Origin of the sequence: Proteus sp. PR00208 (assembly GCF_016238545.1) — a bacterium.
Taxonomy (GTDB): Bacteria; Pseudomonadota; Gammaproteobacteria; order Enterobacterales; family Enterobacteriaceae; genus Proteus.
On record NZ_JAEHQE010000018.1, the window covers coordinates 19,835 to 43,590 of the forward strand.

Sequence of the window (23,756 nt, forward strand, 5' to 3'; positions counted from 1 at the left end):
TGACCTAGATTTGATAGCGTTTTTCGTTGACTTACCCGCACATTATTGTGCGGGTTTTTTTTATGTGGTTAATTTGAAAAGCGGTTTATAACATTATCGGTTCGATAACTAATTCGCTCTTATTGGTATCTAATTTTAACTTTTGGGATTCAGTGACTTTTAATAGTGCGGAACCTAAATTGACTAACATCGGTAAGCGCATTTCAGCCGCGATAATGGCGCTGTGAGAGAGACTATCACCTTTTGCTAAAGCAATACCGACCAATTGACTATCAACTAATTGAATTAATGTGGAAGGGAAAAGCTCTTTTGCGACCAAAATAGCGGGTTGTGAAGGGGTAAAGCTTGGGCGAGTTTTATCTTGTAAATGGTAAAGCACTTGATTACGTAGATCACGAAGATCGAGTTCACGCGCGCGTAAATAGGGATCGGTAAGTGCGCAATACATCTGTGTTCTTTCTTGCATTTCATCCGACCAACTTTGCTGGGCACTGATCTTCTCTGCTTTGATGCGATCTATCACGCTTGTTATTAACTCATCATCATCTAACATCATGATATGACCGTTAAAAATAGCACCAATATGCTCACCTAATTTTTGGCTAGCTTTATTGGCACTCTGTTTTAGTGCTTTTAGCGTACTCTTTATTGCAAAATTAAGTTTGCCAATTTGAGCATCAATATCAATCGGTTCTGATAAGTTTTCGACGGGTGAGAGCTCTATTTCATGCCAAACAAAAGCAGGTGCTTTAATTTGAGATACAGGGGCTAAAATACCGTTTAATGTTATGGTATTAGAATCAGAAGGTAGCTCTTCACCAAAGCCATTTCGGGCAAGTTCAAGAAAAGCCGCAATCGCCTCATTTTCTTGTTCACCAGAGGCAATTAGCGTTATCTCATCGCCTTGACGAATTTGTATTAATGAAAGCTGATTTAAACTGAGAGGATTAATACGTCTATCCCCTTTAACTAATTGATAATCAGCTTGAAAAGTAGAAAGCACCTCAACTAAAGTTGCCGCCGGTCTTACGTGTAAACCATGAGGATTACGAACTACCCAACTTGCCTCTTTACCATGAATTTTGACAGGGGCATTAATATCATTTTTAGGTTGAACGAAATTTTCACCAAGTTGAATTTTCTTTGGATATAAAGAATTTGAAGCTTCTTCAATCACTTTTTCTAGTGATGCCCCTGAAGATGCCGCTACAACTGCTGCAAGTGTACCTTCAACTAAAGGTGCTGAGCAGAGAGTGACTTTCTCAGCTAGCTCGGGATCAAGTAACTCAATCGCAGTTTCTGCACTTAAGATTGCACTGCCTAAATCCATCATCACAACAATAGATTGTGCTTGTGATAGCGATTCTATCGCCGTCATAATTTTAACGGCATCAGTACCAATCGCATGTTCTTCATCGTTGATACCTGCGGCAACCGCAAGTTGGCAATGAGTCGGATTAAGCATCTGACTGGCAAGTTCTGCCACACCATCAGCGAGATGTTTACTATGAGAAACAATAACAATATTTATCATGGTAGACCTTTATTGGTTGCTTGTATTGGTTGCTTGGTCAGTTATGCATTAATACTATTAGCAAGGGCTTGTATCATCAGTACCACAGAAGCACTGCCAGGATCTTTATGTCCGATACTGCGCTCACCTAAGTAACTTGCTCGCCCTTTTCGAGCTTGCATCGCAATGGTGTTTTCAGCGGCTTTTTCAGCGACAACTTGTGCTTGAGAGAGGGCTTCTTTGATAGAAAGGTTTTGTTCATTAGCGTGTTTTAATGACTCAACCACAGGCCACCAAACATCACACATGGTTTTGTCATTTGGCTCTGCTTTTCCTCGGCTTACAATGCCTTCTACACCTTCTGTTACCATTTCAACAAGTTGATTTAGTTCTAGGTTTTGCAATGAAGCTGTAGGTTTGGCTGCACGAATAAAGAAGGTACCAAATAAAGGACCACTTGCACCGCCAATATTTGAAAGCAATGTCATGCCCGTAGTTTTGAGGATAGTGCCAATATCTTGTCCTGCAAACTCAGGTAGTTTTTCCTGCACTTTTCTAAAGCCACGGTTCATATTTAAACCGTGGTCAGCATCACCAATTTCACGATCTAAATCCGTTAAATAATCACTATTTTGTTCAAACAGTAGTGCACATTGTTGTAACCAAAGAATAATTTGAGCGTGAGTTAAAGCCATTTTGTGTTCCTTTTCTTGTTATTAAAGACTTATTTCACCATCGCAGGTGTATTCACAGGGGCATCCCATAAGGTAAGTAACTCGTTATCAACTTTTAATAACGTAATTGAGATCCCTGACATATCAAGCGAAGTACAATAAGAACCAATTAAAGAACGTTCGATGGTTAAGCCAAATTTTTCACAGCATTGAGTTAAACGGTTATAAACACCATAAAGTTCAGATTGTGGTGTGGCACCAAGGTTATTAACTAAAACAATGACGCGATCGCCAGATTTTAAAGGCTGTTTTTCCTGATTTTCCTCGATCCAAGTGCCGCTTTCACGATCCCAATTGCGGATCACTCGTTGATAGTGACCATTCTCAATCAAGGTATTAAACATGGCATCAACAGTATCATTGAGAGAGGTAAATTTACGACGGTCAATACCTGGTTCGCCGTGAATACCGACACCAAACTCCATTTCATTTTCAGGTAAAGTAAAAGAAGGTTTTCCTGCGGCTGGAACGGTACAAGCTTCCAAGGCAATGCCGATAGAAAAACCATTGTTATTCATGTGATGACCTAATTTAACCAGTTCATCAAGAGAGTCGCCTCTTTCAGCTGCCGCACCCAGTAGTTTTTCTATTAAAACGGTATTGGCAACACCACGGCGTCCTGCGGTATATAAGCTATCTTTTACTGCTACGTCATCATCAACTAATACCGTTGCAATTTTTACACCATCGTCATGAAGCAGTTCTGTCGCTGTTTCAAAGTTAAGCACATCACCGGTGTAGTTTTTCACGATCATTAAAACGCCTTCACCGCTATCAATCTCTTTGGCACAGTCATACATTTTATCAGGTGTTGGTGACGTAAATATTTCACCAGGACATGCACCATCAAGCATTCCTTTACCGACAAAACCTGCATGCATGGGTTCATGTCCGCTACCACCGCCAGACAATAGAGCAACTTTACCTTTTACTGGAGCATCTTTTCGCGTGACATAAAAAGAGGAGGGATGAAGTTTGATTTCAGGATGGGCTTTAGCAAAGCCTTGTAGTTGTTCAGATAACACATCATCAACTCGATTAATCAGCTTTTTCATCTTAAATGCTCCATTTGAAATTTGTGTTTAGTCTTCAAACCAGAAATGAGATTTCTGGTTTGGGGGCTGACACATTATTTATTAAAGGATTGGTAAACACGGCATCAATAGGCGATGTTTGTTTTATTTAAAACATAAGAATTATTTTTATTTAGCTTAAAAATGAATCTACATCATTTATCTTTCTATAAGAATAGGTTAGTCAAATAACCTGTCAGAATGGGAGCAAGATCATAAAAATAAATGAAAAAAAGAGTGTCTGTTCGAGATGATTACATGCCTTGCAAAAGAGTAAGTGCTTTCTCTCGTTGCTCTGGAGAAAGATTTTTAATCACGTCTAATAACAACGTATCTTTGTTTTTTGCACTTGGCATAAGAGTGTGACTAAACGTGAGGTTTAAAACAAAGGTATGTCCGCATTCAGGATCACGACAAGCACAATAGAGATCAGATAACTCTTTGTGTTTACGATTACTTTTCTTTATAAGCGCTTTTTCGCCACATTCAGGACAATAAATAGTTAGGACACGCATGTTATTTTTCTCTTTATTATCAGTTCTATCATGCTTTCTATATTAGCTTAAATTTGTATTATAACCAGTCTTATTATTGTTTTTTGATGTAAATAATTGTTTTGAAGCGATTTAAAGGTGCTAAAAACAAATAAAATTGTTTTGAGTGGGTGGGTTAGTTCGGTTATTGTCGGATAAACACACATAACCGATGTTAACCGAACAAACTTACTAGCCTAAAATACAAAGTTTGTAGATAATGGCTTCACGTTAAATCATACGGAGATGAGCAACATATTGAATTTATTATTTATTTTTTCTGTTGTTTTTCAGTGTGAGTAGAAGGCAATAGACAAGGATGTCTATTACAAGTTAACAAGGAAGTGAGTAAAAATACTTTTCAATAGTTGAGGGCTGGGTGTGAAAGGATTTCGCATAGCGTTCAAGTGAAAAGTGTTAAAAGCTGATCTTTATAATAAAAGTCGATGAAATAAGTTTTGTCTCGAATGACTAAGGAGTTAGGTCATGTTCAACACACAAGCGTTATATGCATGGATTGCACTCATGGCGTTTAGTTTGGGTTGGATTGCTCAAGGATGGCATCGAGACAATATGACGTTAGAACAACGGATGTTAATAACGGCAATCGAAGATCAGGTGAGCATGGATGCTTGCCCTGATCTTCAACTTTTTTCTTCTTTTTTTGGCGATAAATCACTAGAACACGCTTCTTCACTTCGGTTTTCTTCGTCATATCAAGAGATGGTGAAATTGAGTTTAAATAATCAGTGTGCCAATGCTGACTTTATCACTGTGTTTAATAATACACAATGTGAAGTTGGTGGCGATTTAATTAACTGATAATTAATAGATTTATTCTATTTTTGTCATGTCTTTATTGTTATTTATTCACCCTCATCAAGCCTAAATACGCTGACGCCCTTTAGGGCTAATAAGTTGGCCTTGTATGTCCGCGATACCAATATGTGCTATACAGCCTGCATTAAACTGTAAATAGTCATCTTCGATACCATCAGAAAAAATAACCCCATTTTCAGGCATTAAAGATTCTAATTGTAAAGGTGAATCAGGCTCAATTGTTCCAAAGGTTAGAGCTACGCCTGTTGTTCGACTTGGAAAAGGTTCTCTCACACTAAATTGCAGCTTTTTGTCACCCCAGCTAAATCCTTGTAACAGGGGATGTGATGCTTCTCCTGTGATTGCCATCGCGCCAGCGAGAATAGATTGAAACCAACCTGTCGAGCCAAGTCCCGTAGACACAATAATTCCTGATGAAGATTGTGCTTCTTGAGCACCACTCCATTGTAAAATATAGCGTGCAGACGTGTGGCTTTTGGGACCAATAAATAGATCATTAACGGCTAACAGTGATTGACCATCATTGGTTGTCGCTTGTGCAAAGGTCACGGATTTAAACGGCATTTTCTGATTAATGGTATTAATCACCGTCTCTTTTAATTCACCTATTTCAAAAGGAAGTAATTTGCCATCCCATCTTGAAGGATCGGGATTGATGGCAATAATAGGCTGTCCATTAAGGTATTTCAGTGTATTGGCGACCAGCCCATCTTGACCAATCACCACCACAATATCGTGGGGTGAGAATTGATAGCTAGGCAATAAGTTTCTTTCTAATAGCTGAAAACGTCCCAATGATTTTAAAACCAGTTCAGCTTCTGTTAGTTGCTTTTGATATAAATTGTGTTCGTTGAGGTAATCCGTTACCTCAACATTGTTGTGTTCTAAATAGAATTTGGCTTGTGACCACGTATTAAAACGCTCAATTAATTCCTGTAAGCGGCTTTTTCTCATCACCAGCACAAAGCGAAAATCTTCGTTACGTTGCATTATTTACTCCCTTTTTTCATAAATTGGCTAAATAAATCAGGAGTGATATTTAACTCACCAATTTTCCCTGAATTCAGCGCTAAGGTTTCAAATGCCATTGCCATTAATTGCTGAGAGTCCATTTTTGCTAGTGCCATGGCTTTTAGGTTTTCAACTGGCAGTTCACGATAAGCACGCATGGTCGCTTCAATAGCATAAGCATCAGCTTCTGATTGTGTTCGCTGATTTTCAGCACTTAACGCGACCAGTTCTTTACGTTTTGCTTCAGCATTTACTTTGGCTTCAAGGCGCTCTTTTTCAATCTCCGCTTGTTCCCGTAATAATGTGCGTTCGTTTTCTAAACGTGCTTCTTCAATTTCTTGTCGTTTACGTTGAACAGATAAGTCGGTTTCCAATTCAGCCTCTTTAATGGTGCGTTCTTGTTCTACCGAGAATTTACGACGAGCATAAATGGCATCGTCGGCTTCTTTCAGTAAGGATTCTCTTGCTTCGGCTTCGAGTGCTTTTAAGGTTTCTGGTGATGGAGTGATTGCTGCAATAGAGACATCTAAAATCGCAATACCTAATGCATCTAATGATGGGTGTTCAATTAATTGTTCCATCACCAAAGTAACTAATGATTGGCTAAGTAATAACGCTTCTCTAAGTGGTGTACTTTGGATCTTTGCTTGGATTAAGGTTTGTGCAATACGCACAACGCGATCACTGAGTTTTAGTGGATCTTCTGATGCATAAGATTTGCCGTTTTTACTCAAGTTAAAATTGAGCACTTCTGCGGCTTTTTCAGGTGTTTTGACCTGAAATGAAATTTGTCCTTGAATGCGTAAGCCTTGAAAGTCCGAGGTTTGAAAGTTGAAAATAAACGGCGCTTCTTGGGCGTTTAAAGGTAGTGCGGCAATAGAGGTTGTGGCTGAGTTATACCAAAAACTCAATCCTTTACCTTGCTGGCGAATTTTGCCGTTTACCGATTTAATAATGAAAGTTGATGAGTCTGCTTTGAAATAATTTAAGTTAAACATAGGATATCTCCAATTAGTGTCCTTATGACAATAACTGGATTGTGTCCTATCGACACTATTCTTGTCAACTGATTTAGTGTCTTTATGACAAAATTTGATTTTTTGCTGTTTAGGCTTAAAATAGTTTCATCGTTTTCTAATAAAGCTTACGCCATGAATGAACAAGATTTTTTAGCCAGTTATAACCGCCGTGATTTCCTATCCCCACTGATTACTGTTGATGCGGTACTGTTTACTTATCATGAAGAGCAGTTAAAAGTATTGTTAGTGAAAAGAGGAGAGCATCCTGAAAAAGGAAAATGGGGTTTACCTGGTGGATTTGTCGATGAAGTTCAGGACAAATGCCTTGAAGATACTGTGCTAAGAAAATTAAAAGAGAAAACGGGTGTGATCCCTCCTTATATTGAGCAACTTTGTTCCGTGGGAAATAACCAGCGTGATGTAAGAGGTTGGTCTGTGACGGTCTGTTATACCGCGTTGATTGCACATCAAGTGTGTGAAGCACATATTGATTCCGTGGATTCGGTAATGTGGTGTCCTATTGATGAGATTGCACAACAACGCTTAGCTTTTGATCACCATGAATTAATTACACAAGCAAGAGAGCGATTAAAGCAAAAATCACTCTATTCGATTGTTCCCGGATTTGCATTGCCAGAAGTTTTTACCTTGCCAGAGTTGCAACATGTTCATGAAATTCTGATTGGTAAAGAGATCCAGAAAAAATCCTTTAGACGACGCATCGAACAAGCCGATTTATTGATTGATACAGGAGAAAAACGGGCAGAGAGAGGACGCCCTGCAAGTCTGTATCGACTTAAAGAGGCGTCTGCGGATTATCGTTTTATTCGAAATCTTGAGTTTTAATTCTTAAGTTGTTTTACAAAGTAATGAGCGCCATCTCGAATGGCGTCATCAGCCACTTTCATCATGCGTGAGTAGTGTAAAAAGGCATGTAATGTGCCTGGATACATTTTATATTCACAAGGTGATTGATGTGCTTCAAGGGTTTTAAAGAGAGTCACGCTATCATCAATAAGTGGGTCGTATTGTGCGCTGGCGATAAAGCAAGGGGGAATATCTTGCGTTAAATCGTTATTAAATAAGCAATAATAAGGTGCATCACGATTGCCTAACGCGGTTAAATACGCATTATCATATTCTTCTAGATCTTGCTGGCGCAACCCATCCCATTCACCACCATAAAGCCGACGGCTAGTGGAATCACGTAAACCGTATAATCCATACCATAATAAAGCTGCACTTACCTTGCCACAGTGGATTTGTTTGTCGCGTAACCACAGTACAGTAGCAAGCGATAACATGGCTCCCGCAGAATCGCCTGCAAAACCAATGTGTTGAGTGTTAATACCGTAGTGTTCAGCATGTTGATCATAAAACTGGCAGACTTGCGCTGATTCATCAATCGCTTGTGGATAATGTGCTTCTGGTGATAGTGAGTAATCAATACCAATCACTGCACAACTTGTATAAGACGCGAGTAAACGCATAATGCGATCGTGGGTATCTAAATTCCCTAAAATAAAGCCCCCACCATGAAGATAATAGAGTGTTGCGGGTGTTTTTTCTGTGGGTTGATAAAGGCGTGTTAGAACCTCGCCATAAGACGTGCTAACGGAAATATCTTGAATGCTAAACATTTCGGGTGCATCTGCATTCCAATAACGTCTGTCTTGATTGTAAGCAAGGCGCATAGAAGGGTAGTCATTACTTTCTGGCGCAGGTTGCGGATTATCTGCATAAAATTGCATAACTTGCTGCATTTCTGGCGAAATAAGTTCTAGTACATTGATTTTATTTTTAGTTTTCATTAGCCCCTCCAATTATCACTGCTTGGTATTGTAAATACTGGGGCTTAATAAACTGGGATCTTGATATCCAATATTGAACGTTAGCGCTAAATAGCAAGGGTGAGACGTGAATATGTGATCTGACTTTGATTTAAATAGGACGGCTGAAATATGATTAATTACACAGTTTTTCTTAACTAAATATTTAATTGAGAATAGAAATGATAATGAGATATATTATTGTGTCTTTATATTTAATCTTATTTCAGAAAAGAAAAATGAAAATAAAATTAGCTATTTTAAGTTTACTTTGCAGCACCATTTTATTAAATGGATGTGCTATTCAATCAACACAGTCGGATGTGCAATTATTGAAAGCAAAATTAGCCGATAAACCAGAGGAAATAACTCAGAGTGAAATAAATGAGTCAAATCTTACGGTTAAAAATCACCCTAAGAATTTATTACGAGTATTTCCTAATTATCCTGCAAAAGCGTATTCTCAAGGCATTGAGGGAGCGTTAAATATAAAATTTGATATTGATGAAAATGGATATGTGCAAAATATTAGGATGTTAGATTCCCCTTTAGTGGAGGTTTTTGGTTTATCGACTATTCGAGCTATGGAAAAATGGCGTTATGAGTCAGGAAAACCGACAAAAGATTTAAATTTAACAATGGAATTTAAACGTTGATTTAAAAATAGCTTATAGCAAAGAGAATAACCCACGATAAATTAAATGGATTATTCTCTCTTTATCGTTAATTTGAGACTAATTGCACCACAACCAGTCGTCCGCCTTCTTCTGTTGATAATACAAATTGCAACCCATCTGTTAGCGCAATTTTATCGCCAATGGCTATCTGTTTTTTCTCTGGCAATACCATCAATCCCTCAATACGTTCATTCACCAGCCACCATGTTGAATTGTGAAAAACGAAATAACCGACACGTTTTTTCTGTTCATCAGTAGTGCGTTCATTGGGCGCAATAAGGCGATTAACATGCCAAGGAAAGAGTGATTGATTACTCCATACCATTAAGCGGTGATCGTCAGGTCTGAAACTGCCTGCCTTACGTGAAGAGTAGAGATTTAAAATCGGCAATTGGCCTTTATAAGGCGTATGGCAATAAGGACAAACGGGCTGTGTTTTTCCAGAAAAAACATACCATTGCTGTTCACAATCTTTATTTTGACAAGGCTGAACTAAATCTACCGTTTTGACTAAAGCCGTCTCCCATTCATCTGCGGTAGGGCGTTGTGAAGGATCGTGTAATCCCGTGATAAACGCTCTTTCAAAAAGAGGCGTAAGGTAAGGCCCCATAATGGTATAAGGGATTTTTTGGGGATCAGCCCAAGGTAGCGATGACGGTTTTACCTGATTAAGTTTTACCGCATTGCTACGATCAGTTGGGTGCTCAATAAATAACGCTTTTTCACCCATAGAGAGCGTTTCATCACGCATTTCATCGTCAAGATCGTGAATTTTACCGCCCCGTAATGGGTGACGATAAAACAGATACATATAGATTAATACTGCAAGTGCGTGTCTATCTGTCGTGATGCTTGGCAAAATACGGTTAGGATCTTCTTTCGGTAAATGGCTGGTTTTTACTACTTCAGATGCAATAAAGTCAGGGGTTCCCACCACATCAGGCGGATATTTACCGGGAACCACTAAACCGTCAATATCAATCACACAGGCATGACCTTGCTCAGGATCGATAAGGACGTTTTTATAGCTTAAATCACTGTGGCATAAGCCTGCTGCATGCATTCGTCGTACTGCACGAGAGAGCAATAAACAGACTTTAAGGTAATTTAATAGATTGCCTCTTTCACGAGGATCGAGAAATTTATTTTGGTTATTGGCACTTGCAAACCATTTACCTTCTTTTTCTCGACCTTTTATCGCAAGAAAGTCATTGTTTTTAGAACCATATTTAAAGAAAAAGTGGGATTGATAAGTTGGAACAACAATACCAATTTTGCCTTGATGTTCGACAACATCCGTTGGCCAGCAAAAGAGGTTTTTCCAATATTCTCCACCACTTTGTTCAAAGATATTATGTCGATAAGAGCCTGTTATCATATCGATTCTATCTTTGGCTTGTGCATTCTGTTGTGTTTTATAGAAGGCAACAACGTAGGTTCGGTCAGGGGAAAAATAGACATCTTTCATTGAGCCAGAGCCAATGATCTCATTGACGTACTGAACTGTTTTTCCACTTTGCGTTGTACAGGTAATGATCTCTGCCATGAAACTCACCCATTCTCTCTTTTATGATTACCAAGCCACAACCAGAGTGCGGTCATCGTGATTGCCTGCTGAAAAGAAATTCAGCCATTCAGCCAATGCGCTATCTGCATGTTCAGGAGAGGCTAAACAAGGCGATATTTCATCAATGAATGCAGCCCATTTATTGGGATCTTGTAAGCCATTATCCGTTTCAAATACGGGATCGGACACTCCGTCTGTCATTAAAATAAGATGTGAAATTTCTTTCCACTTACCAATAATAATGCGTCGATTAAATTCAGCATCGTTGAGCGCACTATCATCAAGAAAACGGGTTTGTCCTGCATATTCACCACTATCAGGAATACCTAAAATACGCACTTTTCCAGCAGGACCATAAGCGGCAATCGCACCATCTCCCATCCAAAATGAGGCAGCAAATAACTCATCATTGATACGCAAAGAAACCGTGGCTAATAACGTTGTTGAAAATGATTTTACGGGTTCATTAATATGAATCGCTTCATTTTTGAGGTTATTAATTGCTAATTGGGCGGCATTACGAAAGAGTTGTGCAAAGAAGCTTCCTACTTGATTAATTGCGCTGTTGTCATTCCATTGATGGATGGTTTCAAGATGAGGTTTAATTGCTTCATTTTCCAAACTTAATTGTGATTTTAAATAGTGGCTGACCGTATTGATAGCAATGCGTGAGCCTTCGCGAGAATAGCGAGCACTGCCTGCACCATCAGCAACAATTAAAATATTCCATTGGCTTTGGTTATCGTGGTGAATATAAAAATCATCATCACGGAATGTGCCTGCATGTTCATGAGAACGCCCACGACGGCTTGCTCCTACAATTCGAATGTCTTCTTCAAGAATAAGTTGGCTATCGATGTGGGCTTTGGAATAAGGGCTATCAGCGGGAGGTTCATTGATTTGCCATAAGCTACGCGGATCAGGATTGATGATTAATAAGACTTCATCTTGATAACGAATAGCATTAACAGACCAATGGACAACCAATATGAAATTGCCACTTTTTGTTGGCATTCCTACTAAGCAACAACTTTCATGATCAAAGGTTATTCCAACTCCTTCAGGGACATCAACCGCTTCAATTTCGGCAATTTCGAGGGTATTTAGCTCGATACTGAGCGTAGAATTGAATGCAGTGCCTACTTTTGCATTAGAAAGGGTAATTTTTGCCGTAGGGCGATGAATAATCGGTTTTTCTGTTGGCATTGGTGATGAGTGTGTTGGAATTTGACCTGGCTTTAACGGACACTCTTCTGGTAATGATGTTTCTTCAGCAGCTAAATCGCGAGCTGGTGGCAATAACAGAAGAATAGGGGGGATTTTGTCTTGTGGTGTTATTTTTTCTGCCGCTTTAGCATTGATTTTATCAATAATAAAATCAATGTATTGAGCGATTTCCACATCTTCATACAACGCAATAACGAGCTCCTCATGTACAGGAATGCGATGTTGTGTCAGCGTGTCATCAATAATCAGTTTTGTGAGTAGGGCTTTTTTATCCATTAGCCTTTACCTCGTGTGACATCAAAGTCAGATTGGCTGCTGTTATCACCAAAGGTGATGTTGTTATCACACCAAGGGCAAACAACGCTTTCAGGGCCATTCACACAAAGTAATTTACCACATTGGCAAACGGCAAAAGCAGTAGCATTGCCGCAATAAGGGCAGCCAGGTGTACCATGAAGTTCGCTGGTGTTAACTTGATATGCCGTGGCGCTGAGATCACTCCATGCAAAGTAATCTTCATTTAAGGTGTAGCAACCCGTTAAGTTAAAACCATTAAGATTGAGGTTAAAATCGAGCCCTGAAGCTTTCATTGGTGGTCGTTCATATTTCATTAAATAAGGTGAACGTGTGTGGCTACAACGCCCGACAAAAGTGACACAAGACTCATCATAGGCACGAGCAACATCATCTTTCGCAAGACGAACAATATACTCTGTTTGATTTAAAAGTGGTGGTGGCTCTTCGCCAACACTTCGGCTATGAGAAACCACTGACATCGTTATCCATTTAATGAAACGAGTAAAATCGCCTTCTTGTGCTTCGGTAAATAACAGCACGTTTTCAGTTAATTGCGACAGCACATGTAAGTCTGCACTTAAGCCTAATCCAATCGCAATTAAGTTAACTTTGTTGGCGTAGTGAGCTTTCCAGCGCTTGATCTCTTGCGCGTAATCATCAGTAGGTCTGCCGTCAGTTAAAAGATAAACGACAGGTTTCCAATCGCCTTTTTGCTCAAGTGTGGTTTTTCTTACTTGCGTGTCGATTTGGTGAGAAAGTTCTCGTAATGCGCTGCCTAATGACGTGCCTCCGCCTAAAGGAAGTTGAGGAGGATAAAAAGAGACGACTTCAGTGAGTGGAACAATCGTTTTTGCAACACCAGCAAAGGCGATAACAGAAATACAAGCCGTTTCAAGGGCGTGCGGATCTCTTCTCAGATCGTTAATAATAGTTGTTAGACCGTCATTCATCTTTTTTAGGTTTTCACCGATCATTGATTCTGAACAATCTAAAACAAAGAAAATGGGTAGCCTTCTCATTGTTATACCTTATCTCTTTATCGTGGCTGTTATGTATTGTGATGGATAAACCAAAGTCTGAATAAAATAAAAGCAAAGCCTTTTGGAGCGCTTTGCTTTTATAGATCACAGTACCAGTTGGATTTCAGGAGGTGGCGGCGGTAGGGTGTCTTTATCCGTATTCACTCCTGCACTTGAACTGCCAGATGCAACACTGGCAGAAACCCATTTAAAAAAGCCAGAGAAGGCATTGGAGTCTAGCGTTTCTAAAGCTACCACTTGAGATGTAAGCTCTTTAAGGTGATCGTGTTTGGCTTTAGGGCCAACAGCACAAGCGATGATCGAACCAAATGAACGCTTTTTCACTTCTTTAATCGCTTCACCATAGGCGTAAGCATCAGACGGTGTGCCATCCGTCATTAAAAAAACGAGAGGACGCCAGTCACCTTTTTGATCACCATCGGAACGTTTAATATCACGATCGACACACTTGATTAAACATTCCAGCGCAGCACCCGTGAAAGTACCGCCAGAGCTAGGTACGGTGATATCTGAGAATTGGAAATCTTCTAATGCAGTTAATGGGATAAATTCACGAGCCTCGTTATCATAGGTAATGATAGAGATATGCACGCTTTCTAATGCGTAAGGATCTTGTCTCAATGCATTAAGCATTGTTTGTATCCCAACGTTAACCGCATGAATAGATTCACCTCTCATTGATCCTGAAGTATCAATCAGCAGGTAAACGGGAAGTCTTCTCATTAGGCGAAATCCTTTAAGTAAGAAATAAAGCTATCTGAACTTGAAGGCTCTCCAATGGCGTTCAGTTTCCAGCCATTATCTTCTCTGACTAATTCAGCAAACAGCATTGAACGTTGGTTGTTGAAGGCTTCGCCTCCAGATAAATCAAAACGAGCCATTTCTACATTTTTCGCATCAACAGCGCGGATAAAGGCGTTTTGTACTTTACCAAAATGTTGTTGTAGTTCTCGACCATTGTAAATCTGAACAATAAAGACAATTTTGGTAAATTTAGGATCAAGTGTGTTTAATTTCACAATGATCTGTTCATCATCGCCATCACCTGCGCCTGTTCGGTTATCACCCGTTAACCAAATTTGTCCTGATTTGTGTTGTAGGCTATTAAAGAAAATAATATCGCCATTAACGAGAGAAGGTTGCCCACCTTCAATTTGACCTAAATCGTTTACTTTGCCATTTTCACCACATAAGAAGGCAATAACATCTAAATCGTATTCTTCGCTTTTTTTACCAAAAAGCCCACCAAGGAATCCGCGTTTTTCTTCGTTGATATCCCAGCCTAAACCGATAGTGACAGAGGAAAGGTCATATTCATTTTTCTTTAAACTAACACCTTGTCCTTTTTTTAAACTAATAGACATATTCATTCCTTTTTTATTTAAAGTACAACGTTAACCTCAGGAGGTGGCGGTGGTAAGTCATCAAGATCACTAATATCTTTCTTAGTTAAATCGACTTTTTGACTACCGACAGAAATACTGGCTGAAACCCACTTAAAGAATGACTTAATGGTATTGGAGTCCGCAGTATCTAGCTGTAATACAATTTCAGTGATATTTTTTAGTACATCAGTTTGTGCTGATTGTCCTACTGCACACGCAATAACAACGCCAGTGCGTGCCGCTTTAAATTTCTCAACGCCTTTTTTCCAATCGTCTGTGGGGGCGCCATCTGTCATCACAAAAACTAACGGACGCCAATCTCCTTTTGTTTCAGCTGTAGTTTTTTGTACTTCTTTTTCAATACAACTAGAAACTAAAGTGAGCGCAGAACCTAATGCTGTTGTTCCACTTGCGACTAAATCTGGTACTTTAAAATTGATTAAATCAGTGAGTGGCACAACCTGTTGCGCGGTTGAGTCAAAGGTGATGATAGAAATATAAGCAGTTTCTAATGCGTAAGGATCTTGGCGTAGTGTTGATAAGAGCATTTCAACGCCATTTTTTACTGCTGCAATAGGCTCTCCATACATGGAAGTCGATGTATCAAGCAAAAGGTAAACTGGCAATCTTCTCATGCATTTATCCTGTGAGTGAGATAGAAATAAGCGATTAATATACTAACCGACCCATGAAGGTGTTCAATTGAGATTATGCTTAGTTTAATTAAATTAGAGAAAAAACGCAGTGATGATTGTCCAATATTATTAATCTGAATGAAGATAGTATGAAAAGTAAAATAAAAGAGAAATTAGCCTGTTTGTCATCCTTAAATTGAGTGATGGAGCGATTTTATTTTATTAAAGAAAATATATTTTATTGAACCGTCTTAATAAGAGTAATGCTAAATGAATGACTAATAGTGATTAGGTATAAATACTCTTTTTAATTAAAAAATAACAATTATAAAAGTCAATAAATTCAAAGTATTAGTTAATTGGTGTTTTTTGTTTTTAAAGTAATTTAAAATAAATTAAGAGTGTGAGGAAATATATGAAACAATTCTATTAGATAAGTGTTTTTATATATTTTCTGCTTTTGTTGTTTTTATAAAATAACTTGATACCGAAGTATCAAGTTGCTTTTTTTATTTAATTCGAATTCTTTTTTTCTTTTTCTTTCTCTGCTATTTCAGCGAGTGTTGATTGAATTAAATTTTCAATATAGTGATCAACTAATAATTCAACAGCTTCACTACGTGTGGAATTATTTAAATAAGATAATCTATCAATCTTGCGCAATGCTGACATTTTTAATGAAAGTGAAACAGATTTCTTCTTATCTTTATCGAGATAAACTCGGCTTGTCATTCCATTGTGGCGTAGATCTTCGCTGGCGGATAATGCCTCACGCATACGGCGTAACGCCTTACTATCGAGTTGACCTCGTTCAGTCATTTGATATGCACGAGAGGCTTTGCTGTATTTTATTTCAGCACCATAAGAATCTCTTATCTCTTTTAATACACGAGTTAACGTAGGCTCTGAGCATTCAAGAGCAGAAATAATCTTAATGGTTGGAACCTTTTTTCCTGAGCTTAAAAGGGTTGCCAGTGTAAAGACTCTGACCTGACGAGTGCTTAATTGCATGCTTAGTTACCACTTATTTTGTCATTGGTGTGTTAAAATATTCAGCAATAATTTCTATTATTCTTGTTCTGTGTTGACAAGGATAAATAAAATAAGCTGCCTATTAAATGTAGTATAAATTAATAACTGAAATAAAAAAAATACACTTTTTTAAATAAAAAGATTCACGTTGTTCTTATAAGTTCTAGTTAAAGATAACATGCTTTAACTAGAAACTTATAAATCGAAATCAATATAAGATAATTATTTTATCTTATCGAATTTATCACCTGCTATAGAGTATTTTATGTTGCGTTAAAACGTTGAGCATTATTTTGTTGGTTAGGAATAATGCCATAAATTTTAGCTCTGGTTAAAATACTCAATGCCCAGCGACGATGTGTTGCTGGCTCACACATTGCACCTTGTGATTTAAAGACGGCTTGTGTTGAATTTAAAATACGTAATGCATCTGAATGATCGGATTGAGACACCATGAGAGCTTGTTCAATTTTATGAATTTGCTTTGGATGGATCGCTGTTTTACCGACAAGGCCATTAGCAATATCAAGTGCCAGCTCTTTATCCATAATATGGTGATCATCAATATGCTCACAAACAGGTGCTGTGAGGGCAAATTGGCGAGCGCCAAAGACAGCAACTAACATTTTTATCACGTAACCCATTGGGCCATCATAAAGTGTTAATTGGCGATTACGTCTAAGAGAAATGACATTCATTAAATCATTACCACCAATACGTAATGCAATAATTCTGTTATGGCAAGGGTGAGTTAGTAGGTGGTTTGCAAGCTCTGTCATTTGAATAACATCAAACACTTCTTCTGTTTCAAGTGTTGGCATCATACATAAATGCGTATTTTCAATAATATTCCACCAAATTGGCAGAGAAACTTGTGTGAACTTAGGCAAAACAAGACCATCGATGGCGCTGACATCAAGATTTTCAGTGATCCATTGACCCATTTCAGTGTGGCGAGGGCGAATAAACAGCAGTGGCCAATGGCTACAATCGCTGTTTTTTTTGTGCTCTGCTAAGGTATTTAATAAGGCTGCCAAGTTTTCTAATGCAACAGGAATATCTGCATCACTCACGGCATCTTCTAAACAGATAATTAAAGAGCGTAACCCTTCAATTTTCTGATTGATGATTGTGGGTGCGATATCTGTTCGTGTCGCGGGCATATAAAGCGTTGCCCCTAAATTCCATGGGGATAATCGTTCAATCATTATTTCACCTTTTTAATGATAGTCACTGCACGATATTGACCAAGCGCTTGCCCTATTTCAATAACAGCAATATTTTTTTCCTGCGCAAGATAAACCAGTAACGCGACATCAGGATCGGTTATTTCTCTCACAAGAACATGATCAGGTACACGGCGTAAAACAGCGCGTGTAGCTTCAGCAATACCGGGTTTTATACGATTGATATTTGAAATATCATATTTGTTTGCAAGTGAACTAACGACGTTTTCGCTCAGCTTTTTTAAGTCTGATTGTTGTTCTTTAAATGTAGCTAGTGGAGTATCGTTATCGATTAATGTATCAATGACTTTTCCAACAGTATCAACAAGGTAACGACTGCATTCATACTGTTTTAAATGTTGGCAATCCACAAAACCGTGAAAGCTTTCTTCAGTCCAAATTGAACGTGAAATTAATCCTGAAACAGGCGCTCCCATGATCCCAAATGGGATAAGCCAATCTTCATCGCTGGCACTTAACCATGCACAGCCACAAGGATCAGCAAGGACGACAAGACGAGGCTGAGCTGGATAGCCTTTTCGCCCTGATAACGAACGAATAAGTTCACCTGTAATAGCGCCTTTTCCTGTCCATCCATCGACAAACACAATACCTTCTGTACCGTGGCGTTGTTCTATCCATGAAAGCGCTTCGCTATCAATGCCTCTATCTCGAATAATACTAATGCCGTAGTGATAAGAGGTTTTTCCCATTTTACGTAATGTTTGTTGCAACATGACGCCTAAAGGAACACCTGCACGAACAAGGCTTGTCAAGATAATTGGGGTATCACCAAAGCGTTCAATCAATGATTTAGCCAGCATTATGACTTCAGTTGCTAAGCGTGTAGCGCCTGTTTCTAGCGCTTTTTCAAAGAGATCTAGATGCCATGTTGTTGGCTCTGGCTCTTGACTTAGCATGTCAGAATAGTGGCGCTTACCCGATTGTATCAGCTCTTCTTTTAACTCAACGGGCGTCATTTCGATATTAACCGGTTGAAGTAGAAAATCGACATCCCCTGATACATAAGAGCCCGAAAAAGGCTTATGATCCATCATGTTTATTCTCCAAAAATTTTTGTGTTGATCGCATCCGCAAATTGGCTTTGACGAGGAAGTCCATACCAACTACATAATTTCATAAAGCGATGATCACTTAGGCTGTCACCGAGTCCAATCACAGGAAAAACACCACGCTCAGTTTTTAATTTATTGAGCAAATAGGTGGCAGCTTTGCCTTTTTCGATAGGCTCAGGTAACCAAGCAATATTGTTGCTGTTACGATGAATATAAAAACCTTCAGTTGAGAATGTTTTTTCTATCTCATCACCTATGGTGTATAGCTCGTCTAATCGGGTGCTATCGTTATGCTTCATGACTAAATAAATAGGCAAATCACCGTATTCATAGTTAATTCGCGCCCAACCATCAATATTTCGTTCCGCCATTAATTGCGTGATTGATTGTTGTAGAGTCAATAAACGCTGTGTATATGGCGCTAAGCTTTGAGTGATGTGGTTTTGCCATTGTGTATCAGCATTGCCTTCTGGCGTTAATATCACCGCACCATGTGTAGTAATCGCCCAAGAATGAAAAGGAATGGTGACTCGGCTAATCTCTTCTGTTCCACGAGCAGTAACAGGAATTAAATCCGCATGCTCTAACATCCAATCTACAAGCATGGCTTGCTCTTGGGTCATAAAGCTACGGGGTTCTAAGCTTCTATCTAGCGCGCCAGTCTTATAGGGTTCTAGTGCTAATTCATCCACCATCTTACGACGTGTTTGAAATAGTGTGTCATCGAGATCAGTTAAAATAACGGGCTTAGTCATAACTAATTACCTCAACAATAGGTGCAACTTTATTGAGGGCTTCAATCAGTTGGTTATCAATGCTTTCAGCTGGTGTTTCACAACAAAGCAAAATGCGATCAAATTGTTGATGCGCCACGTTATAGACGAAGTTAGGAATACCTAAACCATAATTATCAGTAAATGTGATCGCTGATTGAATGGCAAAATTAGTTGAAATAGGTGAACGCGTTGTCGAACTATATTTTACGATAGCACCTTGTTTTTCAAGACGTTCAGCCAATAAAAACGGCTCCCAAACAAATTCTCCCGATCCTAAAACAAGGATTTTTTCACCTAAAGAAGCATTGATGGATAAACCCAGATCGCTTGCGGGCGTTGTCATCCCTAATCGACCCCAGCTCTGTTTACCAGTGATAGCAACTTGCCCTGATGCAGTGATATTAACGTTAGGCATAACAGGTAAAGGCGCATTTGGATCGGCATCCCATTGCCACTTCCCTTGAACTAAAGAGAGGGTTTTAATCGGTAATGGGGAGCGCTCAGCGATAGAATCACCACTCCAATCGGTTAAGGTTACCGCTATAACCTGCTCAATATGGGTTAATCCACCTTCTTCACGTAGTGCTGAAAGCAGGTTGATAAAGGTATTACCTGTAGTCGCTTCATCATCAATTAATACAACGGTTTTTGCTTTTTGTACCCACTGGCGTTGCTCTGCTGTTGTAGGTAAATAGAGTAAGTGATCAGTCGCGTGGCTGTGATTTTCTTTAAATTCACACAGCAACTCACCTTTATCAACAGGATGACGTGTTGATGTTAAATAAATGGCTTGTTGATAGCGATTTCTCACTTCATCAAAAATGCCAGCACCTAAACCCACCGCCGTTTCTGCCATACCAATAAACAGTACAGGACCTTCAAGTGAGTCAGGAAATTGATGGGCAAGTTTTTGGTAGGTTTCACGCATTTTTTTCGGTGAAACAGGAATATGACGACCTAATACTTTACTGACAAATAGAAATGCACGCTTAGGATTGCGTCTTTCTGCAATATCAAATAATTCATCAAGTAACTCAATAGAACAATTTGGCGTCACACTTAATGTGCCACAAGAAAGAAGGCGACGATAAACGGATGAGTCACTCATACTATTTTTCATTATTAATTATTATCCGTACTGATTAAGTTTGTTAACGCTGAATTGAAAACAATAGAATCGGTGATTGAGCGTATTTTTGTTGGTGTAAAATGGTTATTTTGGGCTTCAGCCTCTTCAATACTTATTAATCCTAATTGGCGTAAAGCAAAAATACCTGCAAGATTAATTCCACAATGTTGGGTATAACCAATACCACCAGAAGGGCGCATATTAATTTCAAGTAAGAGTGGGCGACCTTGATGATTATTTCGAGTTTGCACATTCACAAGACCATCGGCTTTCATCGCCGTTGCGCACGCTTTACCTAATTCATAAGCCTCGCCTGAGATCTCTAGATGTTGTATTGCACCCTCTTTGCGTCGAGCTACAGCTGCAATAACATCACCTTGTTCAACCACCATATCAACAGAGTATTCAGGACCAGGCAAATAAGGCATTAAGACTAAAGGTTCAAAATGTTCAACTGCCTTTAATGCATCAAGATATTGTTGAGGATTGACTTGGCGATTTTCTGGGTGATTAAACAGTGCCATCGGTGAAACTTGATTATCAAAGCGCCAAAAACCCATACCATAAATCCCTTTTACAGGTTTGATGCATAAAGGTATTTCGCCAAAAGGAGGCTCTTTTATATGCGTTTCTAATTCATCGATAGATTTAATGTAAATAGAAGGTACTGCAGGAAGCCCACATTGTTCCATCGCTTGTGCAAATGCAACTTTATTATCAGCTAACTGAAGCTGTTCAAGTTGTGTGGCCCCAGTTGTTAATTTTACCCCAAATGACTCAATTTCTTGGCGGTGTAATTCAAACCATGCGCTATTACGACCGGTGTGAATGGCACGGACTTGATGCTGTCTTACAACATCATCGATAAATTGTAAGCGTAATGTCTCTTCAAGAGGTTCATAAAAAGCCCCATCAGCAAGCGATAAAATCTCATTTCGAGTATGACGATGAGATGCGAGCACAAAGATCTCTTGATGCTGCTGTTTTGCAAAGTCTTTAACACTTTGAATTATATCGCGTTGTGATGATAAACCTTCCATAAACCAAATTGTGTTATTCATTACTCTGTATACCGTGAAATAAAAGTGTAGGGTTCAATGCTTATAATCATGAAGATTTCGAAGAACTGTGTCAATCATAATATGATTTATTTGAGTTAATTTTTAAATTGGGTAATTGAGTAAGTTATTATTATGATTTTTTTGTGTTTTTAATATTTTATTACAATGAAAATATCATTAATATCAATAAATTGACAAAACTTTAAATTTAAGTGAGAAAAATAGTCTTGCTCGTGTACTTCATCATGATATGATGATTTTCATGATATGGAATTAATCACAAATGGCGTTATTGTTTCACTCTACCTCTGAAGGAATTTAATTATGGTTTCATTAAGCAAGAATCAAACAGTTTCTCTCAGTAAACAAGTACCTACACTGAGCCACTTAATGTTTGGTTTGGGCTGGGATCCGATTAAGAAAAAAGGATTATTAGGCGGTCTTTTTGGTGGTGGTGGTTCTATCGATTTAGATGCAAGTTGCGTATTACTTGACGCAAATGGTAATCAAATCGATACCATTTGGTTTAGAAAATTAAAATCAAGTTGTCAGTCGGTTATTCACTCTGGTGATAACTTAACGGGTGACGGTGATGGCGATGATGAAACAATTTTCGTTGATTTAAACCGTTTACCAACAAATGTTGAATACTTGGTATTTACAGTAAATAGTTTCCGTGGACAAACATTTAATGAAGTTGAAAACGCATTCTGCCGAGTTGTTGATAAAACAACGAATAAAGAGCTGGTGCGTTATACCTTAACAGAGCAAGGCTCTCATACAGGTATCGTGATTGCTTCTTTACAACGTAATCATGGTCAATGGGATTTCACTGCGTTTGGTGCGCCTTGTAAAGGCCGTGTTATTAATGACATGATGCCTGATATTGTGGCTACGGTGGTGCGATAAATGAATATGACTCCAGGCGGGAACGTACCTGTTCCTAATCAAACATTAATCATTAGAATTCAATCTGGTGCACCAGTTGATGTGTCTGCTTTTAGACTTTATGCGTCAGGTAAAGTGAATGGCGACACCGATATGGTGTTTTATGGACAGACAGCTAATGATGATCGCACCGTTATTTATGCGACAGCAGGAAACAGCACATCTTTTACGGTGGATCTAACGCGTTTACGTCCAGATGTTGAAAAAATTGCGTTTACGGCGACTTGTGAAGGTCAACAAACTATCGCAAATTTACAACGATTATCAATTCAAGTTGATGCTAATAACGAAGTTGTGGCAAACGGTAATGTTGATATTAACGGTCGTCCTGAAGCGGCATTAATTTTAGGTGAATTGTATCTTCGTTATGGTAGTTGGAAGTTCCGTTTTATCGCTCAAGGATTTAACGGCGGTTTAAAGCCATTAGCTGAACATTTTGGTGTTGATATTGCAGACTCTGCACCAGCACCAGCACCAGCACCAGCACCAAAACCGGCGCCAGCGCCAAGTTCGGTGAACTTAAGTAAGGTTTCTTTAACTAAAGAAAAACCGGCAATTAGCCTAACGAAGAAAGATGACTTCGGTAAAATTCGGATCAACCTTGATTGGCATCGAGAAAGCAAAAGTGGGGGTTCTGGGTTATTAGGTGGGTTGTTCGGTGGCAATAAAGGTATCGATTTAGATATCGGTGCTTTTGTTGAACTTCAGCAAGGACATAAGTCCGTTATTCAAGCATTAGGAAACGGGTTTGGTGATTTCAATCGTATTCCTTATGTTGAATTGCAAGGCGATGATCGTACGGGAGATGTTGCTGGTGGTGAATGGATCTTTGTGAATGGACGTGAATGGAAAAATATCAAGCAAGTGCTGATTTTCGCGTTTATTTATGAAGGTGTACCGAATTGGAGCAAAACAGATGGTGTTGTCACCATTCATGTACCAGAACAACCTCCTATCGAAACCCGTTTAACTGACGGTAATAATGGTCGCAATATGTGTGCGATTGCACGACTCGTTAATGAGAATGGTTCGATAAAAGTTGAACGTCTCAATGAGTTTTTTAAAGGTCACCGTGATATGGATAATGCCTACGGGTGGGGATTTCGCTGGACAGCGGGTTCTAAGTGA

At 38.9% G+C, this 23,756-nt stretch carries 23 protein-coding genes and 2 pseudogenes; 5 read left to right on the forward strand and 20 right to left on the reverse strand.

The window, feature by feature from the left end; all coding sequences use genetic code 11:
* Positions 1 to 85: 85 nt before the first annotated feature.
* From dhaM to JEP36_RS12825, 4 genes are all read right to left on the reverse strand, one after another.
* Positions 86 to 1,534: a dihydroxyacetone kinase phosphoryl donor subunit DhaM gene (gene dhaM, locus JEP36_RS12810; RefSeq protein WP_198630312.1), complete on the reverse strand. Its 1,449-nt coding sequence runs from the start codon at positions 1,532 to 1,534 to the stop codon at positions 86 to 88.
* A gap of 41 nt (positions 1,535 to 1,575) precedes the next feature.
* Positions 1,576 to 2,208: a dihydroxyacetone kinase subunit DhaL gene (gene dhaL / locus JEP36_RS12815; RefSeq protein WP_198620724.1), complete on the reverse strand. Its 633-nt coding sequence runs from the start codon at positions 2,206 to 2,208 to the stop codon at positions 1,576 to 1,578.
* Positions 2,209 to 2,237: 29 nt separating this feature from the next.
* Positions 2,238 to 3,302, reverse strand: a complete 1,065-nt coding sequence (dhaK, locus tag JEP36_RS12820) for a dihydroxyacetone kinase subunit DhaK (protein ID WP_198630313.1) — start codon at positions 3,300 to 3,302, stop codon at positions 2,238 to 2,240.
* Positions 3,303 to 3,574: 272 nt separating this feature from the next.
* A complete protein-coding gene (locus tag JEP36_RS12825) occupies positions 3,575 to 3,835 on the reverse strand; it encodes an ogr/Delta-like zinc finger family protein (protein ID WP_109372990.1) in 261 nt (86 codons plus the stop codon).
* Positions 3,836 to 4,339: 504 nt separating this feature from the next.
* Here JEP36_RS12825 and JEP36_RS12830 point away from each other — a divergent pair.
* Entirely contained in the window at positions 4,340 to 4,675 is a 336-nt protein-coding gene (locus JEP36_RS12830; protein ID WP_198620726.1) for a hypothetical protein, read from the forward strand.
* A gap of 63 nt (positions 4,676 to 4,738) precedes the next feature.
* Here JEP36_RS12830 and JEP36_RS12835 read toward each other — a convergent pair whose 3' ends face one another.
* Both JEP36_RS12835 and JEP36_RS12840 read right to left on the reverse strand, forming a co-directional pair.
* Positions 4,739 to 5,683 carry a sugar kinase gene (locus JEP36_RS12835; RefSeq protein WP_198626221.1) on the reverse strand — a complete coding sequence of 315 codons (945 nt, stop codon included), beginning with the start codon at positions 5,681 to 5,683 and terminating at the stop codon, positions 4,739 to 4,741.
* Positions 5,683 to 6,702: an SPFH domain-containing protein gene (locus JEP36_RS12840; RefSeq protein ID WP_198620728.1), complete on the reverse strand. Its 1,020-nt coding sequence runs from the start codon at positions 6,700 to 6,702 to the stop codon at positions 5,683 to 5,685. Before JEP36_RS12840 ends, JEP36_RS12835 begins: the two co-directional genes overlap by 1 nt.
* Positions 6,703 to 6,855: 153 nt before the next feature.
* Here JEP36_RS12840 and JEP36_RS12845 point away from each other — a divergent pair, with 153 nt between their 5' ends.
* Positions 6,856 to 7,569, forward strand: a complete 714-nt coding sequence (locus JEP36_RS12845) for an NUDIX hydrolase (protein ID WP_198620729.1) — start codon at positions 6,856 to 6,858, stop codon at positions 7,567 to 7,569.
* Here the strand turns inward: JEP36_RS12845 and aes are convergent.
* Entirely contained in the window at positions 7,566 to 8,534 is a 969-nt protein-coding gene (gene aes / locus JEP36_RS12850) for an acetyl esterase (protein WP_198626220.1), read from the reverse strand. The two genes, JEP36_RS12845 and aes, sit on opposite strands and share 4 nt — an antisense overlap.
* A 257-nt stretch (positions 8,535 to 8,791) precedes the next feature.
* On the opposite strand from aes, the gene JEP36_RS12855 reads away from it, so the two are divergent.
* Positions 8,792 to 9,208, forward strand: a complete 417-nt coding sequence (locus tag JEP36_RS12855) for a TonB family protein (protein ID WP_198626219.1) — start codon at positions 8,792 to 8,794, stop codon at positions 9,206 to 9,208.
* 67 nt (positions 9,209 to 9,275) lie between these two features.
* Here JEP36_RS12855 and JEP36_RS12860 read toward each other — a convergent pair whose 3' ends face one another.
* The 13 genes and pseudogenes from JEP36_RS12860 to JEP36_RS12915 all read right to left on the reverse strand — a co-directional run bounded on the left by JEP36_RS12860 (position 9,276) and on the right by JEP36_RS12915 (position 21,680).
* Complete coding sequence (locus JEP36_RS12860; protein WP_198626218.1) at positions 9,276 to 10,775, reverse strand: helix-hairpin-helix domain-containing protein; 1,500 nt, start codon at positions 10,773 to 10,775, stop codon at positions 9,276 to 9,278.
* Positions 10,776 to 10,802: 27 nt separating this feature from the next.
* Complete coding sequence (locus JEP36_RS12865) at positions 10,803 to 12,299, reverse strand: PP2C family serine/threonine-protein phosphatase (RefSeq protein ID WP_232805463.1); 1,497 nt, start codon at positions 12,297 to 12,299, stop codon at positions 10,803 to 10,805.
* Positions 12,299 to 13,339, reverse strand: a complete 1,041-nt coding sequence (locus tag JEP36_RS12870) for a TerY-C metal binding domain-containing protein (protein ID WP_198620733.1) — start codon at positions 13,337 to 13,339, stop codon at positions 12,299 to 12,301. Before JEP36_RS12870 ends, JEP36_RS12865 begins: the two co-directional genes overlap by 1 nt.
* Before the next feature lie 105 nt (positions 13,340 to 13,444).
* Positions 13,445 to 14,083, reverse strand: a complete 639-nt coding sequence (locus tag JEP36_RS12875) for a vWA domain-containing protein (protein WP_075672662.1) — start codon at positions 14,081 to 14,083, stop codon at positions 13,445 to 13,447.
* Positions 14,083 to 14,724: a TerD family protein gene (locus tag JEP36_RS12880; RefSeq protein WP_198626217.1), complete on the reverse strand. Its 642-nt coding sequence runs from the start codon at positions 14,722 to 14,724 to the stop codon at positions 14,083 to 14,085. The genes JEP36_RS12875 and JEP36_RS12880 overlap by 1 nt, the downstream gene beginning before the upstream one ends.
* A gap of 17 nt (positions 14,725 to 14,741) precedes the next feature.
* Entirely contained in the window at positions 14,742 to 15,380 is a 639-nt protein-coding gene (locus JEP36_RS12885; protein WP_198630314.1) for a vWA domain-containing protein, read from the reverse strand.
* Positions 15,381 to 15,893: 513 nt separating this feature from the next.
* A complete protein-coding gene (locus JEP36_RS12890; RefSeq protein ID WP_109373001.1) occupies positions 15,894 to 16,391 on the reverse strand; it encodes a tellurium resistance protein TerW in 498 nt (165 codons plus the stop codon).
* Positions 16,392 to 16,675: 284 nt separating this feature from the next.
* Positions 16,676 to 17,620 (reverse strand): HpcH/HpaI aldolase/citrate lyase family protein, encoded by a 945-nt coding sequence (locus JEP36_RS12895; protein WP_109373002.1) that lies wholly within the window; start codon positions 17,618 to 17,620, stop codon positions 16,676 to 16,678.
* Positions 17,620 to 17,826 (reverse strand): annotated as a pseudogene (locus JEP36_RS17940) (RNA-binding protein); the annotation flags it as partial. The pseudogene JEP36_RS17940 and the gene JEP36_RS12895, both read right to left, overlap by 1 nt.
* 125 nt (positions 17,827 to 17,951) lie before the next feature.
* Positions 17,952 to 18,696 (reverse strand): annotated as a pseudogene (locus tag JEP36_RS12900) (cysteine protease StiP domain-containing protein); the annotation flags it as partial.
* Between the two features lie 2 nt (positions 18,697 to 18,698).
* The gene (locus JEP36_RS12905) at positions 18,699 to 19,469 is read right to left on the reverse strand and encodes a hypothetical protein (RefSeq protein WP_198620738.1); all 771 of its coding nucleotides are present in this window, start codon (positions 19,467 to 19,469) and stop codon (positions 18,699 to 18,701) included.
* On the reverse strand, positions 19,462 to 20,598 hold the full coding sequence (locus JEP36_RS12910; protein ID WP_198630316.1) for a phosphoribosyltransferase domain-containing protein: 1,137 nt from the start codon (positions 20,596 to 20,598) through the stop codon (positions 19,462 to 19,464). The genes JEP36_RS12905 and JEP36_RS12910 overlap by 8 nt, the downstream gene beginning before the upstream one ends.
* A gap of 14 nt (positions 20,599 to 20,612) precedes the next feature.
* Positions 20,613 to 21,680 (reverse strand): ATP-grasp domain-containing protein, encoded by a 1,068-nt coding sequence (locus JEP36_RS12915; RefSeq protein WP_198620740.1) that lies wholly within the window; start codon positions 21,678 to 21,680, stop codon positions 20,613 to 20,615.
* A gap of 324 nt (positions 21,681 to 22,004) precedes the next feature.
* Between JEP36_RS12915 and JEP36_RS12920 the strand changes: the two genes are divergently transcribed.
* Entirely contained in the window at positions 22,005 to 22,589 is a 585-nt protein-coding gene (locus tag JEP36_RS12920; RefSeq protein ID WP_198620741.1) for a TerD family protein, read from the forward strand.
* A complete protein-coding gene (locus JEP36_RS12925; RefSeq protein WP_198630317.1) occupies positions 22,590 to 23,756 on the forward strand; it encodes a TerD family protein in 1,167 nt (388 codons plus the stop codon).